Raw genomic sequence first — 17,580 nt, 5'->3', positions numbered from 1 at the left:
TGTTATCCTTATATCTTTTCTAATATTTTTGTTAAATCTTTTTCATCTATTATAATATTTGCTTCTTTTTTTAATACATCTCTTGCACAAAAAGCAATTCTTGTATCAGCATGAGCAAACATAGATAAGTCATTAGCTCCATCACCACATACTAAAGTATCAGCACGTGTTACACCTAATAATGATTGTAGTCTTTGAATCATATCACCTTTTGAGTGAGAAAACATCATATCACCACCAACTTGTCCTGTTAAAATACCATCTTTTTCATGTAATATATTTGAGAAGTCAGCATCCAAACCTAAGATATCTTTGGCAGGACTAGTTCCAATTCTAAAGCCACCTGAAAAACATACTACTTTATAACCTTTTTCTTTAAGTGCTGGAATCAATTCTTTTGCTCCTGGCATTAAAGGTAAATCTTTACAAATATCGACAGCTTTTTGATACTCTAAACCTTTTAATAAACCTACTCTTGTAGTTAAAGATTCAAAAAAATCTAATCTTCCAGACATCGCTTCTTCTGTAATATGTGCAACTTCTTGTCCTATTCCTAACTCATCTGCTAGAAAGTCTATTGTCTCTCCATCCATAAGTGTTGAATCAAAATCAAAAACAGCTAATTTCATTAATTTTCCCTAGTTTTAGTCTTTTAAGGATATAATATTATCTAAATTAAACTAAATATACTAAAAGGATTGTTTTTCACTATGTTTGAAACACTACTACAAAAACTACAAGAAGACTATTATTTAACATTAGAAACAACACCACAACATGAACCTTCTATGCATAATATTATTGAAAGAATTAAAAAATTTAAACTACAAAATAAAGTAGATGGTTTCTCTTGTACAGATAACCCACTTGCTAAACTAAGATACAATGCTCTTTTCGCATCTTTAAAATTACAACAAGAGTTTAAAAAACCTGTAATTGCAACAATGACAATGAGAGATAGAAATAAAATTGCTTTACAATCTGACTTACTTGGAGCTAGTGATTTTGATGTACGTGCAATTTTAGCACTAACTGGTGACCCAGCTAAAATGAGTGATCAACCAAATACAAAAGGTGTTTTTGAAGCAAACTCAATTATGCTTTTAAAAATCATAAAATCATTTAATTATGGAATGGATTATTCAGGACATCCTTTTAAAATTGAACCAAAACAAATCTTTCCTTTTTCTGTTGTAAATTCTTATGCAAAAAGTTTTACTTCATTAGAGAAAAAAATGCACAATAAAATACAAAATGGCTCATTAGGAATAATTTCTCAACCTGTATTTGATATTGAAAATGCAGAAAAATTACTTGAGTCATTTAATAGAGCAAAAGAAGATGTAGAAGGTGATAAGAAAAAAGCTCAGCTGATATTTGGATTATTCCCTATTACGAAACTCCGAACTGCCCTATTTCTTTCAGCACAAGTTCCAGGTATTCATGTACCTCAAATGTGGATAGATAAACTTGAAGTAGCTCACAAGATTTCTGAAGAAGAAGAGTATAAAGTAGGAATGGAATTAAGTCAAGATGTTTATAAAAAAATCAGAAAGTTTCATCCAAAAGTACACTTAATGACAGCAAATAGATTTGATGTTGCAAATGAGATTATTTCTTGAGTATAGCAAGTATTGATATAGGTCTTAAAAGAATTGGAGTTGCAATATGTGTTGGTTCAAATATTGTAACTCCTAAAGATCCAATTTTACGAAAAAATAGAAATCAAGCAGCACGAGATGTAAATACTTTTTTAAAAGAATGGGATATCAAAAAACTAATTGTTGGATTTCCTAGCTCAAGTGATGATATGCAAAAAAGAATAAAACACTTTGTAAATCTATTAGAACTTGAAATTCCTTATGAGTTTCAAGAAGAAAATATGAGTTCAATTGAAGCAGAAGATATGATGAAAGGTCAAATCAAATATAAAAGAGATGGAAGAGTTGACTCAATAGCTGCTAAGATTATTCTTGAGAGATATCTTAGTAAATAGTAAAAAGGAATTATTTCTTACTTAATTTAGATAGTGAATTTATTAATATTCTTTCCAATATATAATGATTAATATTATCTTTTGAGATATCCTATATTTCATTTATATACAAATCAAATTTTAATTCTTTTCTTTTTTAGAATAATTATATTGTAAGATACTAATTATTTATATTAAAGTAATTATAACATTGATTTATGTACAATTATTTTAGTTCAAGATGGCTTTATATCAGCTTATTGTAAATATGCTATTTCTGCATATTAATAAAAATATAGTGTTTTTATTAGAACATATTTGTCTTCATATTAAATATGCATTTTTTGCATATTAATAAAAATTAATTTATAAATGCAAAGGTCATATTTATTATGAAAAAAATTTTATTCTTACTTATATCAATAATACTCGCTATAAGTATCTTAGTATCTTTTGGTGTAGGACAATACCCAATAACTCTTAATGAATATATAGATGTCATCTACTACTGGCTAGGATTAGAACAAAGTCCTGAAATATATAAGAAATCAGAGTCTATAAATATGATTTTACAAGAGATTAGATTACCTCGTATTTTAGCTGCAATTCTTGTAGGAGCTTCCCTATCTATTTCAGGTGCAGTTTTTCAAGGAATGTTTGTAAATCCTTTAGTTTCACCTAGTATTTTAGGTGTTTTATCTGGTGCATCTTTTGGAGCAGCACTAGGAATGCTCTTAGGTGAATCTTTATTATTTATACAATTTACTGCATTTCTTTTTGGTTTTATAGCTGTATTTTTAGCAATGATGATTGGCAAAACTTATGGTGGAGGAAATAGTCTTTTAATGCTTGTATTAGGTGGAATAATAAGTTCTTCTTTATTTAGTGCTTTCTTATCACTTATAAAATATATGGCTGATCCTTATAATACTCTTCCTTCAATTGTTTACTGGCTAATGGGTTCTTTATCTTCTGTTACTCTTGAATCTGTAGGATTAATTTTTCCTTGGGTTCTTATTTCTACTTTTTTATTGATACTTTTTGGTAAGCATTTAAACCTTATGAGTTTAGGAGAAGACGAGGCTTTATCTTTAGGTGTTGATGTAAAAAAAGTTAGATTTATAATGATTATTTTAGCTACTTTATTAAGTACTCTTAGTGTAATGCTAGCTGGAATTATTGGTTGGGTAGGATTAGTAATTCCACATATAGCTCGTTTTATAATAGGTTCAAATCATATAACACTCATACCTTTTTGTGCGATTTTAGGTGCAACTTTTTTAGTAATTGTTGACACTATTTCAAGAACAATATCACAAACAGAAATACCTCTAGGAATTATTACATCTCTTGTTGGTATACCTGTGTTTATTTTTGTATTACGTTATAACCTTAAAAGGAATGAAGGATGATACAAGTACAAAATCTTTCATGTGGATATGGTTCAAAAGAGATATTAAATGATATCAACTTTAGTATAGAAGAAGGAGCTGTTTTATCAATTTTGGGTGCAAATGGAAGTGGGAAAAGCACATTATTAAAAGCAATGGTTGGAATACTTCCTTATAAAGGAGATATTTCTATAAATAAAAATGATACACGAGGTCTTAATAGAAAAGAACGCGCTTCTTTAGTTGCTTATGTTCCTCAAAGTTCTAGTATCCCTTTTGATTTTAATGTGCTTGAAATTGTCTTAATGGGTCGTTTTCATAGCTCAACTTTAAATCTATCTTATTCACAAAAAGATAAATATGAAGCTTGTGAAGCATTAAAACAAGTAGGAATTGAAGATTTTAAAGAAAGAATTTTTAGAAAATTAAGCGGTGGAGAAAGACAACTTGTTCTAATAGCTAGAGCATTAGCCCAAAAAAGTAAGATTATTATTATGGATGAACCCGTTACTGGTCTGGACCTTGGAAATCAAATGCGACTTTTAGATTTGATTAGTACCCTTGCCCAAAATGGGAAAATCGTTATTCAGACTACACATTATCCTGATCATGCTTTACGTGTTTCAACTCATGTTTTATGGTTAGATAAAGGGGAAATTCTAGCTTTTGGCTCTCCTGAGACAGTTATTAGTACCCAAAGAATTTATGATGTTTATAGAGTTGAATCAGAACTTTTAAAACATAAAAATAATGGTATAGGGTATATTTTGCCATTAAAATATAAACAAAAGGAACAATGATGCTATCAAAATTTAAAGCCCTTATTTTATTCAGTTTATTTCTAATTACATTTGCAAAGGCAAACACTAGCCTTGATATGGTAGGAAGAGAAGTTAAAATACCTGAACATGCACAAAAAGTATTTTCAGCATCACCTGCCATGACAATTTTACTTTATTCTTTAGCTCCAGAAACTATGATAGGTGTTAATTATAGATTTTTTGAAGTAGAAAAAAAGTTTATGCTTAAAAATGTTGCAAAACTTCCTGTATTAGGAAGTTTTTTTAGTTCTGGAAATCAAGCCAATTTAGAAAAGGTTTTAGCCATATCTCCTGATATTGTTTTTATGTGGGATATTATGCAAAAAAATGGAGTATATTTTGAAAATGCATTAGCAAAGTTTGATATACCAGTTGCCTATATTGCACAAAATACAATACCACAAATGTTAGATGCTCTAAGAACAATGGGAGTTTTTCTAAAAAAAGAAGAACGAGCTAAAGAGTTAATTACTTATGCAGAAAATAATTTAAATAGAGTTAAAAAAAGTGTTAATAACTTAAAAAATATTCCACAAAAAAGAGTATATCTTGCACAAGGGAGTAATGGTCTTATGACAGAGTGTACTGGTAATATGCAATCACAAATTATTCCATTAGTAGGTGGAGTAAATGTACATAAATGTGAAGGTTTAAAAAAAGGAACTTCAAGAAAAAGTAAAATTACTCTAGAAACACTTTATAAATATGATCCTGATGTAATTTTTATTTGGGATAAATCCTTTTATGACTCAATTAAAAACTTAAGTACATGGCGAAATCTAAGAGCTTATAAAAATAATCAAATATTCTTTTCTCCTATCTCTCCATTTAATTGGCTTAGTAGACCACCTTCTCTTATGCGTTTTTTAGGAGCTGTATGGATGCATAATAAACTTTACCCTGAACATTTTAAAATTGATATAAATGAAGAAGTAAGGAAGTTTTATAAACTATTTTTACACTTAGAATTAACAGATGAACAAATAAACACACTTATAAAAGGAGAATAAATGAAGAAAAATATTTTATTAGGGAGTATGCTTACTGCATCACTGTTATATGCTGAAAATTCAGTATATGATTTGGGAAGAATAGAGGTTGTTGATAGTGGTGTTAGTGAAAATAAAACTACAACAGTTATTGATGCAGAAGCGATTAAAGATACAGAAAGTAGAAGTATTGTAGAAGCTTTACAATTTGTTCCTGGTGTTACACTAGAAAAAACAGGTAGAAAGAACTTAACAGAAGTTAGAATTAGAGGTTTTGAAGGTAGACGTGTACCAATCTTTATAGATGGAATACCTGTATATGTTCCTTATAACAGAGAAACTGACTTAGGTAATTATACTACTAATGATGTTTCTGAGATCACTGTTTCTAAAGGTTATGTTTCACCTATGTTTGGGCCAAATACTATGGCTGGAGCTATAAATGTTGTAACAAAAAAGCCTAAAAAAGAATTTGAGGGTGAAATTGGAGTTGGTGCATTTAATGGAAATGGACATGAAGAGTTTTTAACATTAGGAACAAATCAAGGAACTTATTATGGGCTTTTATCTGTTTCTAACTATGAAAAAGATTATGAGAGAATGTCAAAAGATTTTGATTCTACAGGCTTTGGTGATACACATTGGGAAGATGGAGGGAAAAGAGAAAATTCAGCTTCAAAGAATTTAAAAGTGAATTTAAAAGCTGGATATACTCCAAATGATACAGATGAGTACGCTTTAAACTTCATAATGCAAAGAGCGGAAAAAGGAAGTCCTCATTATGCAGCAGATTTAGAAGCGGGAAGTAAAGGATGGAGAACAAGAAACTGGGAATGGCCACAATGGGATAAAACAAGTTTATATTTCAACAGTTCAACAAATTTTGATAAGTTTACTTTTAAAACAAAACTTTTTTATGATAAATTTGAAAATGAACTTCAAGCTTATGATGGACATAATAGAGGCTATGAAAATACAAATGAATGGTTCAATTCAAAGTATGATGATTATTCTTTTGGGGGAAGTGGACAATTAGACTATAGAATTAATGATGCCCAAACTTTAAAAACTGCATACTTTCAAAAGCATGATCACCATAAATCAATAGATGGTGATTCTCCTGATGTTAACATGGAAAGTATCACAAGATCACTTGGATTAGAGCACTCTTGGCAAATTACTAATAGACTTAAATGGGTAGTTGGTCTTTCTTATGATATTAATGATGTTGAAAAAGCAGAGTATAGAGATGGGGATAATGTTGGAAATTGGGGTAATCATGATACAAAGATTTTTTCACCTCAAACAGCACTATATTTTGATATAAATAATGATACAACTATATATGGTGCAATTGCAAGAAGAAGTAATCTTCCTTCTCTTAGTAACAGATACTCAAATTCATTTGGAGAAGATGCGCCAAATCCAAGTTTAGATGCAGAAATTGCGACTACTTATGAGCTTGGACTAGAACATAAAATTGGATATGATCATTTTTTAAAAACATCAGTATTTAAGGTAATAACAGACGATTATATAGCAGGAGTAGATGTTGATTCTGCCAATTATTCGGCATTTTGTACAGGAGATGATTGTACACAATATCAAAATATAGGGCAAGAAGAGCATACTGGATTTGAACTTTCGGTTGAGTCATATTGGAATGATAGTTTCTCAACAAACATTTCATATACTTTTATAGATTCTGAACTTAAAAAAGCCGAAGATCCTAATTATAAAAATATTACTGATGTTCCTGAGCATTCATTAAGTTTACGAGCTAAGTATAGTCCTATAGAAAAGCTAGCGATTGTACCATCTCTTCATTTTGAAACAGAAAAATACTTTGATGTAGAAGATGATTATAAAACTGATAGTTTTGTTGTAATGGACTTTCAAACTACTTACAAAATGGATAATGGTATTGAAGTTACAGGTGGTGTAAATAACTTATTTGATAAAGACTATTCTTATAGATTAGGTTATCCAGAAGAAGGTAGAAACTTCTTCGCAAAAATGCGTTATAAATTTTAAAAAGTAAAAAATATGTATAGTAGTAATATCGAGGCAATTAATTTTGCCTCACTTTATTCAGTTCAAAGAGTAGCATCAACTCACAAGAAAAAAGATAAAGAAGAATGGAATAAAAAAGCTAAGGATATGAATAAAAAAGTTCATAGTGGTTTTTATAATGACACGATAGAAAAGAGCATTTCTTTTGATAAAAAAGATACTCTTCTTGATGTAGGTTGTGGTCCAGGAACTTTTTCTTTACGATTTGCTCCTCTAGTTAAACAGGTAAATGCTTTTGATTTTTCTTCAAAAATGCTTGAAATTTTAGAAGAGAATGCAAAAGAACAAAATATTAAAAATATATCATCATTTATTCATGATATGGAAAAATCATGGGTTGATGTACCAACTTGTGATATAGTTTTAGCTTCTAGATGCCTAGAAGTAGATAATATTGAAGCAGTATTAAAAGAACTTGATACTCATGCAAGAAAAGCTGTTTATCTTACTTATAAAGTGGGAATAAGTTATCTAGATGAAGAAGTTTTAAATGCAATAGGTAGACAAATCACTCCTAAACCTGATTATATTTATTTAATCAATGTGCTTTATAATATGGGTATTTATGCCCAACTCCAATTTATCTTTCCTGAAGAAAATTCTTCATCAACTGTTTCAAGTGAAGAGGAATATATCCAAGCTATTTCATGGAGCTTGGATGGAATTAGCAAAGAAGAAAATAAAAGAGCTAGTCAATTTTACAAACAGTGTCTTTTAAATGGTAAAACTCCTCCTCTAAGAGATAATAGATGGGCTTTAATTTCTTGGAAAAAGAACTAAAAGTTTGTAAGGTTTTATATTAAAATAAAACCTTACCCTTTTATTCCATCAGCTCTAGGATTTAGTAGAAAACTATAAAAAACTTTCATATATAAAATAAAGGGAATTACCCAAAGTATTGAAGAATATAGATACAGTTCATATGTAAATTCTTCCAAAAATGGAATTAAACTCCTCATACATGTAGCTAGAACTATTAAAAACACCATCATATTTGTATATATATTTACAGTTAAATGTCTACCCGTATGGACAAATCCTATAATCATCATTACAATTAAATAAGATAATCCAATTCCTCCACTTGTAATAAAATGTCTGAAGTGATTAATTCCATAAATATCATTATTTAATATATCCCATCCTATTAATCCATAACCAAGACTTAGTAAAATTGGAATTAGTCCTAAATATATTACATATCCTTGATTTAAAATAAATTTATCTTTTAAAATATAATCACTCGTGAGTGCTAATATTGAAGCAGCTGTTGCAAGTCCTATCCATCCTAAAGCACTATTTTGTGGATATAAAAATTCTACACTAGTAAAAATTGCTACACAAAAAATTGCAAGATTTGTTAAAGGTGGTCTTGAAATATAAATATCATCAATTCCTTTATCTTCCATTAGCTCATTTACTGCTTCCATATTTACTCTTCTTAAAGCTAGTAAAATAAGTATAACAATAGCACCAACAGCTAGTGTTAATATCACAAGTCCATCAGTACTTGCATAGCCTAGTTTTGATGCAAAAAACCATACTTCAATTACTAGAATTAATAATAAACTATATCCTAAACTTGCATGTCTTTGAAGTGGATCTAAAACTGCTTCTTTTGCAAACCACAATAACCAAACTAACATTCCAATATTTAAAATTGCAGTTAAAAAAATACCCGTTATATCAATTGTCCAAAAACTAATACGACTCAAAATCCATAAGATAACTATCATTTTTAATCTTCGTCCAACAAAAGGAACCATTCCTGGAAAAAGTTCTGGTATTCCAGTTGTTAAAAATGCCATAACACCTGCTGTTAATACTCCAAATAACATTTCATATATATGCCAAGTTAAAGTGTCATTCATAAAAGGAATAGTTAAAACTCCACTCCAGATTAATCCCCATAATATCATTGAAATTACCATGTAAGGAGCTAGTAATAAGAAAATAGGTCTAAATCCATAGGCCAGATAGGGAGGTATATTTTTTTCATCTGGATAATGTAAATAGTGATTTGTTGCATGTAAAGGCTGTTCATTATTTCCTAATTTTTGATTGTTATTTAATTCATTTGCCATTATTTAAATCCTATTCCTTGTAATTCAAAAGTATTTATTATAGTTTCATCTTGTAGTATTTTTGCAGTTTGGCTATAAACAAACTTATCATCTCTTTTTTCTTGTGCTAATTCATAAGTAAATTCTTTAATTATATGCCCAGGATCTGATTCAAGTAAAAGTATCTTATCACTTAATCTAATTGCTTCCATTAAATCATGAGTAATAAATAAAATTGTTAAATTTTTCTCTTTAACCATTTGAATTAAGTGTGCTTGCAATTCCATTTTAAGTCCAATATCTAAAGCTGAAAAAGGTTCATCTAAAAAAAGTAATGAAGGTTCAACTACTAAAGCTCTTGCAAATGAGACTCTTTGTTTCATCCCTCCACTTAAATCTTTTGGGAATTTATCAAAATCCTCTTCTTCTAAACCAAACTTTAAAGCTATTTCTTCTGACATCTTTTTTGCAATACTATTTTTAATACCTTTAGCTAATAATCCAAGAGATATATTATCAATAACATTTTTCCAAGGTAATAGTCTTGCTTCTTGAAAAGCAAAGGCCGAACTTCTAAAACTATTTTTAATATTTCCTTCTTCAACATCAAGAAGATTTGCACATAAATGCATCAAAGTAGTTTTTCCACCACCTGAGGGTCCAACTACAGATAAAACTTCACCTTTTTTTATTGAAAGATTTATATCTTTTAGTATTTGTGTAAAACCAAAGTTATGATTTAATCTTTCAACTTCTAAATATTCTATTTCTATATTTTCTAGCTTCTCCATAACTCAACCTCTCTTTTAATTGGTTCTAAAATAATATATTCAATAAACATCAGTGAGCCAATCATAATAGTAACCAAAGCTAAAGCAGTTGGTGTATCTAACTGACTTCTAGCAACGGCAAGAGAAGCTCCAATACCATCTGAAGTTGCAAGTAATTCAGCCATAATAACTATCTTCCAAGCCATTCCAAGAGCACTTACCCAAGCTGGAAAAATATAAGAAAAAATATGAGGGAAATATATATCAATAAATTTCATATGCCATGGCAAATTAAAACTATCAGCCATTTCTTTTAGATCACCTTCTAAAGTTCTAGTTCCTTGTAAGGCTCCCACAAAAATTATAGGGAAAGAAGCTATGATAACTGTAAAAATAACTGTTTCATCTCCCATTCCAAACCAAATCATTGCTAAAACAATCCAAGCAATTGGAGGCATCCCCATTAAAATAGTAACAATAGGACGACTCATCATAGATGCTGTTGCGAAGAAACCTGCAAGAAGTCCTAACATAGATCCAAAAAATAAAGAACTTCCAAAGCCAAGTCCAGCACGATATAAAGTAGTTTTTATTTCTTGAATTACTAAATCATCTTGAAGCATCAAATATAATGTTTGAAAAGTTTCTAAAGGAGAAGGAAGTACAAGGTTTCCATAAACTTGATTTCCAACATCCCAGATGGCAATAAATAATAATATTGCAGCAATTGCGCCCCATCCACTCCACAAATATGCTGGAAAATCTTTTAATATTTTTAATATAAATTTCACTAGAAATCCTTAATTCATAGTTTTATAATTATTAATGATAATCATTCTTAAATAATACCAGAAGATTTTATCTTCCTTATTGATTAAAATCAATAATTATCTTCTAGTATTTATTTAGAATAAAAACTTTCATTAGGTAATTTCCCACCTATTGTTTTAGGATTATTCTTTTCTAATAATTTATAGAAAAACTCTAAATCTTTTTTTGAATCCTGTGCACTTACTGTATTTAGTTGCACATGTTTAATACTCTCTTGAACTCCAAGTTCATCAAGCATTGGCATTTCTTCTACTATCATTTCAGCAGCTTCTTTTGGATTATTTTTATACCAATTTAATGATTTTTCATATTCTTCATTAAATCTTTTTATTACTTTTTCATTTAAAATCATATCTCCAATAACAGACATTCTCGCTTGTGGGATTTTAGCTTCAACTTTAAATGTTTTCCCCCATTCTTCTTGTAAATTTGCACTTCTATACAAGTCAGGTGCTACAAGTTTTAATGGAAATGAACCAGTTTTTTTTAGTGCAATTGAAATTGCAGGTTCGGCTAAAAGCGCATGATCAACTTGTCTTAAAATTAAATTTTGCATAGCATCAAAAGGATTACTCATATATTTTAATTTGAAATCTTTTTTAGGATCCATTCCTTGAGCTTTTACAAGTTCTTCAAAGATAATATCAGGCATATCCGCTCTAAATGGCATTGCTATTTCTTTACCTTTAAAATCAGCAAGTGTTTTGAGTGTTTTATCTCTTGTTATCATTCCTAAAATACCCCAGACAGATACATTAAGAAGTTTTATTTTTACTCCTTTATTATAAAGATTTGCAGCGACATTCGTAGGAATTGCGATAAAATCTGCTCTATTTCTTAAAGTTAAAGCTCTTAATTCATCAGGATTCTTCCAAAGTCTAAATTCAACTTTTTTTGCAATATCTCTTAATGCTCCTGTTTTTATCATATGAATAAGTGGATGAGATACAGATGCAACAGGACCACTTAAAACAAGTTTTTCTATTTTTTCAGATGCACTTAAATTTATAGTAGATAGTAAAATAAGCGCAATTGTCATTTTTTTTAACATTTTAAATCCTTTTTTTGAATCTTAATATAATTATGATAACTATTATCATAATTATCTTTTAAAAAAATTGATGCGTATCAATAATAAATATTTAACTATTTGTTATGATTTCAAGAATGATTATCATAATTAATAGTATCATAAGTTTATATTGTTATTATTCTTTTTAATAATGGTTATCAATTAGATTAAGCCATTAAAATATTTATTAAGGATATGACAATGAATGAACATGAAGTTATTAATGTAGATGAATTACAAAAGAGATGGAAATCTATTAAAGATGCTGAAAAAAGAAAGGATGATAAATGATTTTCATTAATACAAATCTAATCTTTAAAGATGCATTTCTAAATAAAAATATTAATGTTTTAGAAAATATCTTATCTTACTCAGATTCTAGAATTGATATTTTAAGAGAATTTACTAGTAAAGAAGATATAGATGAATTTAGAAAGATTCTACCAGAATTTAGAAGTAAAGGCTTAATAAGAAATATTGAAGATTATTGTGACTTACTAGAAGCTAAATATTCAGATATTAATATAAAAAAAGAAAATAAATCTGTAATAATCAAATATATTAATCATAAAAATATTGAAATAAATAAAATTAAGTATCACAGAGATGATACTTTTCAAAATAAGAGTAATTAACTCTAAACAAGGTTAAAAAATGCATAATAAAACACTTTCTACTATACTCATAGGGTTTGTAACTGCTAATATATTACAAGCAAGTACTTTAGATGATATTACAGTTACAACTGCAACTAAAACTGAGAAATCTATTAATGGTGTAACAGCATCAATTGTTGTTATTACAAAAGAAGATATAGAAAAAACTGGAGCATCTACATTGAGTACTATCTTAGAGAAGATTCCATCAATAAATGCTCAATATGGAAGATTTCCACATCCTAGTGCAAAATCTAAAGCAGCTATTTCTTTAAGAGGGGTGGGTGCTAATGGTACACTTATCTTAATCGATGGGAAAAGATTATCAGGAGAAACTGAAAGTCCTTATGAGATGACAAGAATTTCTGCATCTATGATTGAACGAATTGAGATTGTAAAAGGTTCTATGTCTACACTTTATGGTTCTGATGCAATTGGTGGTGTTATAAATATCATCACAAAAAAAATAGATTATAATACTACAAATATTGATCTTAAATATGGTTCAAATAAAAATAGTGATGCAAGAAATAAAAATATTAATTTTAATACTATGGGAAAAAATGAAAGTATAAGATATAAAATTTATGGTTCTATAAATGATACCAGTCCTTATACAGTTTCAAAATCTTATTCACAACAAGCAACAAATCCAACATCAGGAGCCGATAATGATACTCATACTTTAGATAACATTTCAGGAAAACATAATGTTACTTACAGAGATGAATCAACAGTTAAAACTATTGGTACAAGATTAGAGAAAGACTTAAGTGACGATTTAAAAGTAGGAATGGCTTTAAACTATTTTATTGAAGAAACTCAAGGTCAATATATAGGAAATGCAAAGACAACAAGTGAAGGTCTTGCTTTAATAAAAAATACACCTGTAAATTCAAAAGATGAAAATAAAAGAATTGATGCTTCTTTTGATTTTGATTATATTATAAATGATGATTTATTTATAGATACAAAAATTTATAGGTCTTATTATAAAAAAAGAAATGAAACAGATCCTATTAATTTTAATGGTCCAACAAATAAAAAATTTAGTGCAAACGTGACTATTGATGCACTTGAATCAAATTTAAAATATATAGTAAATGATTCAAATTTTATTACTACAGGATTTGAATATAGAAAAGAAAAAAGAGAATCAGGTGCAATAAATCCAAATCCAGCATCAAGTGAATTTATTACAAAAGTAGTTAAATATAAATCCTTATTTATTCAAGATGAAATTGAATTTAATGATACTTTAAATGCCACAATAGGTGCAAGATATGACAATATTTCAAATGCAAAAAATAAAATCACATTCCAAGCTGGAATTATAAAAAACTTATCAGATAATACAAATTTAAGATTTAATTATGCACAAGGATATAGAACACCTGATATTGCAGAACTATATGTTGTTTCTCCTTTATTTAAAGATGGAAAAAGATTTGGTTCAGATGTAATTTATGGACCTAAAACTTTTGCTTATAATTTAAAGCCCGAACAATCTCAATCTTATGAGGTTTCTTTATATAATAAATTTAATTCCTTATCTTCTGAAATCACACTATTTAACAATAAAATTAAAGATAAAATAGAATTAGTTACCTATGGTTCAGGTGCATCTAAATACTATACTTCAGAAAATCTTGCAAATGTTGATATTAAAGGAATAGAACTAGCTTTAGGATATGACTTTAGTGATGATTTTGATTTAGGGTTTAATTTAACTTATTTAAAAACTGAAAATGAAGCCACAAGTAAAGAGCTTACCTATACTCCTAATGTCTCAGTATCTTTAAATTCAAATTACAAAGTTACTCAAAACTTATCTACAAACTTAATGATTAGATATATAGGTGAGCAATATACAGATACTTTAAATACTACAAAATCAGATTCTTACAATCTTGTTGACGTAGGATCTAGTTATAGAATTAATAAACATGTTCAAATATATGGAGGAATTGATAATATCTTTAATAAACAAGTCAATGAAGATTTAGGTACAAATATTGGTACATATTTTTATACAGGCTTAAAAGCTACATTTTAAACCTTATTATTAAAAATAACATAGAAGGATGAATTATTTCAAGATATTAAAAACAACAGCTATTGCGAATCCTTCATCATGTGTTATTGAAAGATGAGATTCTTTAATATTAAACTTTCTACGAACCTTTTTCTTATACTTTAGTTTGGGAGCACCTTTTGCTGTTTTTGATATCTTTATATCATGAAAAGAGCAATCAGCTCCAATTCCTGTACCAATTGCTTTACTTGCCGCTTCTTTCGCAGCCCAAAAACCAGCTGCAGTTTCAGGTCTTTTAACTAATGCAATTTCTTCTTCGCTTAAGAACTTTTCATAGGCACGTCTACCAAACTTTTCATGCATTCTTTTTATTCTATTAATTGAAGCTATATCTATTCCTGTCATTTTAAACCTATTTGATGTATAATTCTTTTATGAAATTATTTTTGAATAAAATATTATATCTTATCATTATGTTATTTATTATTAGTCTTATATCTTTTTTAGCAATAAATTTAGCTCCAAACTCTTTTTTTGCAAGTGGTGCTTTAAATCCAAATATTACGGAAGAATCTGTAGCACAATTAAAAGCAATTTATGGTTTAGACAAACCTTTGTATATGCAATTTTATTCATGGATTATAGCAATAATTCAACTTGATTTTGGGATATCTTTTGCAAGTGGTTCTATGGTAAAAGATGAAATATTAACTCGGATTCCAATAACTTTAATAATCAATATAATATCAATGGTTTTAATATTTGTTGTATCATTATACTTAGGAATTAAAGCTGCTTTAAATAAAAATAGTTTTTTTGATAAGTTTACAGGTCAACTATCACTCATTAGTTTTTCAATGCCCTCTTTTTATCTAGCACTTTTAGCTGTTTTAGTATTTTCAATAACTTTTGAGATTTTACCAATTGCAGGATTGCACTCTGTTCCGGATGATGGAAGTATTAATTACTATTTAGATTATGCTTGGCATTTAATTTTACCAATTGCAATTATTGTTTTTGGAGGTATAGGAAGTTTGACTTTATATATTCGTTCACTTACAATTGAAATACTAAAATCTGATTACATATTTTTTGCGCGCTCTCGCGGTTTAAATAATAAACAAATTTTAAGATATTATATTTTACCCAATTTATACCCTCCGGTTATTACACTTCTAGGGCTTTCTCTTCCTGGAATTATTGGAGGTTCAGTAATACTTGAAACGATATTTTCAATAGATGGAATGGGATTATTGTTTTTCCAAAGTGCTTTAAGCCACGATTATCCAGTAATTATGGGAATATTAATAATTGGAGCATTTTTAACATTAATTGGAAATATGATTGCTGATTTAGTACTATTAAAAATAAATCCAAATTACGATGGAAAATAATATATAAACTAAAAAGGATGCTTTTTGCAAATATTAAGAACTATTGAAGAATTACAAAATATACGAAAAACGATAAGTACAAATGTTGGTTTTGTGCCAACTATGGGAGCTTTACATGATGGACATATTTCACTTATAAAAAAAGCAAGAACTGAAAATGAAATAGTAATTGTTTCTATTTTTGTAAATCCTACTCAATTTCTTCCAGGTGAAGATTTAGATGCATATCCAAGAAAAGATGAGGCTGATAAAAAAATTTGTGAACTTTGTAAAGTTGATTATTTATTTATGCCAGAAATTTCAACTATGTACTCAAAAGAAGAAGTTTTAATAAAAGCTCCAAATAAAAGTTATATTTTAGAAGGGCTCGCCCGACCTGGACATTTTGATGGTGTATTACAAGTTGTGTTAAAACTATTTGGAATTACTCAACCTACAAATGCATATTTTGGTAAAAAAGATGCACAGCAACTTTCATTAATTTTACAAATGGTTAAAAACTTATTTCTTCCAATTAACATAATTCCTTGTGAAATAGTAAGAGAAAAGGATGGGTTAGCACTTAGTTCTAGAAATATTTACTTAAGTAGTGAGCAAAGAAAAGATGCTTTACTAATCTCAAAATCATTATATTCAGCAGGAGCACTTATAGCAAAAGGTGAACTAAATGCTACTATTGTAAAAAATAAAATACTTGAAATAATGAGACCCTTAGAGATAGAATATGTAGCTATTGTTGATAGAGAGTTCAATGAAATAGATACTATTGAGCTAAAAAATACAATTATTTTAGTTGTGGCAAGATTTGAAAAAACAAGATTATTAGACAATATTTGGATATAGATTTGATAATTTTTAGATTTATTATGTTATCATACTTGCTTATTTAAAATTTTATAAAAGGATTAAAATGAATTTAAAAAAATTAGTACTTACAAGTACACTATTAGTTTCAACACTATTTGCAGGAAGTTATAACGTAGATAAAAGTCATTCAAATGTAGGGTTTAAAGTTAAACACTTAATGATTTCTAATGTAAGTGGAAAATTTAACGAGTTTAAGGGTTCATTTGAATATGATGAAAAAGCAAAAACTTTAGTATCTTTAAATGGAGAAATTCAAGTATCTTCAATTAATACTGAAAATGAAAAAAGAGATACTCATTTAAAAGCTCCTGAATTATTTGATGCAGCAAAATTTCCATTAATCACTTTTAAATTAACAAAAATTGATGGAGATGATGCTTACGGTGATATTACAATAAAAGGTATTACTAAAAATATTGAACTTGATTTTGATAATGGTGGAACTATTAAAGATCCATGGGGAAATGATAGAGCTGGATTTTCTTTAAGCGGAAAAATTGATAGAACAGACTTTGGTATTACTTGGAATAAAGTACTAGAAGCTGGTGGTGTTACAGTTGGAAATACTATTAAACTTGATATTGAAATTGAAGGTATCAAAGCAAAATAACTCTTTTTAGATAAAGAATAGATACTCTCTATT

18 protein-coding genes are annotated in these 17,580 nt (G+C 28.3%); 12 read left to right on the top strand and 6 right to left on the bottom strand.

Annotation, left to right across the window (positions count from 1 at the left end; translation table 11 throughout):
• Positions 1–8 precede the first annotated feature (8 nt).
• On the bottom strand, positions 9–629 hold the full coding sequence (serB, locus tag KO488_RS01130; protein WP_216056946.1) for a phosphoserine phosphatase SerB: 621 nt from the start codon (positions 627–629) through the stop codon (positions 9–11).
• Between the two features lie 81 nt (positions 630–710).
• Here serB and KO488_RS01125 point away from each other — a divergent pair, with 81 nt between their 5' ends.
• The 7 genes from KO488_RS01125 to KO488_RS01095 all read left to right on the top strand — a co-directional run bounded on the left by KO488_RS01125 (position 711) and on the right by KO488_RS01095 (position 8,029).
• On the top strand, positions 711–1,622 hold the full coding sequence (locus KO488_RS01125) for a methylenetetrahydrofolate reductase (RefSeq protein ID WP_216056945.1): 912 nt from the start codon (positions 711–713) through the stop codon (positions 1,620–1,622).
• A complete protein-coding gene (ruvX, locus tag KO488_RS01120; protein WP_216056944.1) occupies positions 1,619–1,996 on the top strand; it encodes a Holliday junction resolvase RuvX in 378 nt (125 codons plus the stop codon). Before KO488_RS01125 ends, ruvX begins: the two co-directional genes overlap by 4 nt.
• A gap of 371 nt (positions 1,997–2,367) precedes the next feature.
• Positions 2,368–3,387 carry a FecCD family ABC transporter permease gene (locus KO488_RS01115; RefSeq protein WP_216056943.1) on the top strand — a complete coding sequence of 340 codons (1,020 nt, stop codon included), beginning with the start codon at positions 2,368–2,370 and terminating at the stop codon, positions 3,385–3,387.
• Positions 3,384–4,166, top strand: coding sequence for an ABC transporter ATP-binding protein (locus KO488_RS01110; protein WP_216056942.1), 783 nt, complete (start codon positions 3,384–3,386; stop codon positions 4,164–4,166). Before KO488_RS01115 ends, KO488_RS01110 begins: the two co-directional genes overlap by 4 nt.
• Complete coding sequence (locus KO488_RS01105) at positions 4,166–5,197, top strand: ABC transporter substrate-binding protein (protein WP_216056941.1); 1,032 nt, start codon at positions 4,166–4,168, stop codon at positions 5,195–5,197. Before KO488_RS01110 ends, KO488_RS01105 begins: the two co-directional genes overlap by 1 nt.
• Positions 5,198–7,210, top strand: coding sequence for a TonB-dependent receptor plug domain-containing protein (locus KO488_RS01100; RefSeq protein WP_216056940.1), 2,013 nt, complete (start codon positions 5,198–5,200; stop codon positions 7,208–7,210).
• A 12-nt stretch (positions 7,211–7,222) separates the two neighbouring features.
• Positions 7,223–8,029 (top strand): class I SAM-dependent methyltransferase, encoded by an 807-nt coding sequence (locus tag KO488_RS01095; RefSeq protein ID WP_216056939.1) that lies wholly within the window; start codon positions 7,223–7,225, stop codon positions 8,027–8,029.
• A 32-nt stretch (positions 8,030–8,061) separates the two neighbouring features.
• Here the strand turns inward: KO488_RS01095 and KO488_RS01090 are convergent, their stop codons facing one another.
• From KO488_RS01090 to KO488_RS01075, 4 genes are all read right to left on the bottom strand, one after another.
• Complete coding sequence (locus KO488_RS01090) at positions 8,062–9,333, bottom strand: NnrS family protein (RefSeq protein ID WP_216056938.1); 1,272 nt, start codon at positions 9,331–9,333, stop codon at positions 8,062–8,064.
• Positions 9,333–10,103 (bottom strand): ATP-binding cassette domain-containing protein, encoded by a 771-nt coding sequence (locus KO488_RS01085; RefSeq protein WP_216056937.1) that lies wholly within the window; start codon positions 10,101–10,103, stop codon positions 9,333–9,335. Before KO488_RS01085 ends, KO488_RS01090 begins: the two co-directional genes overlap by 1 nt.
• Positions 10,091–10,873 carry an ABC transporter permease gene (locus tag KO488_RS01080; RefSeq protein WP_216056936.1) on the bottom strand — a complete coding sequence of 261 codons (783 nt, stop codon included), beginning with the start codon at positions 10,871–10,873 and terminating at the stop codon, positions 10,091–10,093. The genes KO488_RS01085 and KO488_RS01080 overlap by 13 nt, the downstream gene beginning before the upstream one ends.
• A 110-nt stretch (positions 10,874–10,983) precedes the next feature.
• Positions 10,984–11,964, bottom strand: coding sequence for an ABC transporter substrate-binding protein (locus tag KO488_RS01075; RefSeq protein ID WP_228318947.1), 981 nt, complete (start codon positions 11,962–11,964; stop codon positions 10,984–10,986).
• 308 nt (positions 11,965–12,272) lie between these two features.
• On the opposite strand from KO488_RS01075, the gene KO488_RS01070 reads away from it, so the two are divergent.
• Both KO488_RS01070 and KO488_RS01065 read left to right on the top strand, forming a co-directional pair.
• The gene (locus KO488_RS01070) at positions 12,273–12,620 is read left to right on the top strand and encodes a hypothetical protein (RefSeq protein ID WP_216056935.1); all 348 of its coding nucleotides are present in this window, start codon (positions 12,273–12,275) and stop codon (positions 12,618–12,620) included.
• Between the two features lie 19 nt (positions 12,621–12,639).
• Positions 12,640–14,697, top strand: a complete 2,058-nt coding sequence (locus tag KO488_RS01065; protein ID WP_216056934.1) for a TonB-dependent receptor plug domain-containing protein — start codon at positions 12,640–12,642, stop codon at positions 14,695–14,697.
• A gap of 33 nt (positions 14,698–14,730) precedes the next feature.
• On the opposite strand, the gene acpS is transcribed toward KO488_RS01065, so the two are convergent.
• The gene (gene acpS, locus KO488_RS01060) at positions 14,731–15,081 is read right to left on the bottom strand and encodes a holo-ACP synthase (RefSeq protein WP_216056933.1); all 351 of its coding nucleotides are present in this window, start codon (positions 15,079–15,081) and stop codon (positions 14,731–14,733) included.
• Between the two features lie 29 nt (positions 15,082–15,110).
• Between acpS and KO488_RS01055 the strand changes: the two genes are divergently transcribed.
• The 3 genes from KO488_RS01055 (at position 15,111) to KO488_RS01045 (ending at position 17,547) form a co-directional block, all read left to right on the top strand.
• Complete coding sequence (locus KO488_RS01055) at positions 15,111–16,070, top strand: ABC transporter permease (protein ID WP_216056932.1); 960 nt, start codon at positions 15,111–15,113, stop codon at positions 16,068–16,070.
• A gap of 24 nt (positions 16,071–16,094) precedes the next feature.
• Positions 16,095–16,913: a pantoate--beta-alanine ligase gene (panC, locus tag KO488_RS01050; RefSeq protein WP_216056931.1), complete on the top strand. Its 819-nt coding sequence runs from the start codon at positions 16,095–16,097 to the stop codon at positions 16,911–16,913.
• Positions 16,914–16,980: 67 nt separating this feature from the next.
• Positions 16,981–17,547 carry a YceI family protein gene (locus KO488_RS01045; protein ID WP_216056930.1) on the top strand — a complete coding sequence of 189 codons (567 nt, stop codon included), beginning with the start codon at positions 16,981–16,983 and terminating at the stop codon, positions 17,545–17,547.
• Positions 17,548–17,580 lie beyond the last annotated feature (33 nt).

Source organism: Poseidonibacter lekithochrous (genome assembly GCF_018861145.1).
Taxonomy (GTDB): domain Bacteria; phylum Campylobacterota; class Campylobacteria; order Campylobacterales; family Arcobacteraceae; genus Poseidonibacter; species Poseidonibacter lekithochrous_A.
The sequence above is the reverse complement of the archived record's forward strand: the minus strand, read 5'-3'. Positions and strand labels throughout refer to the sequence as shown.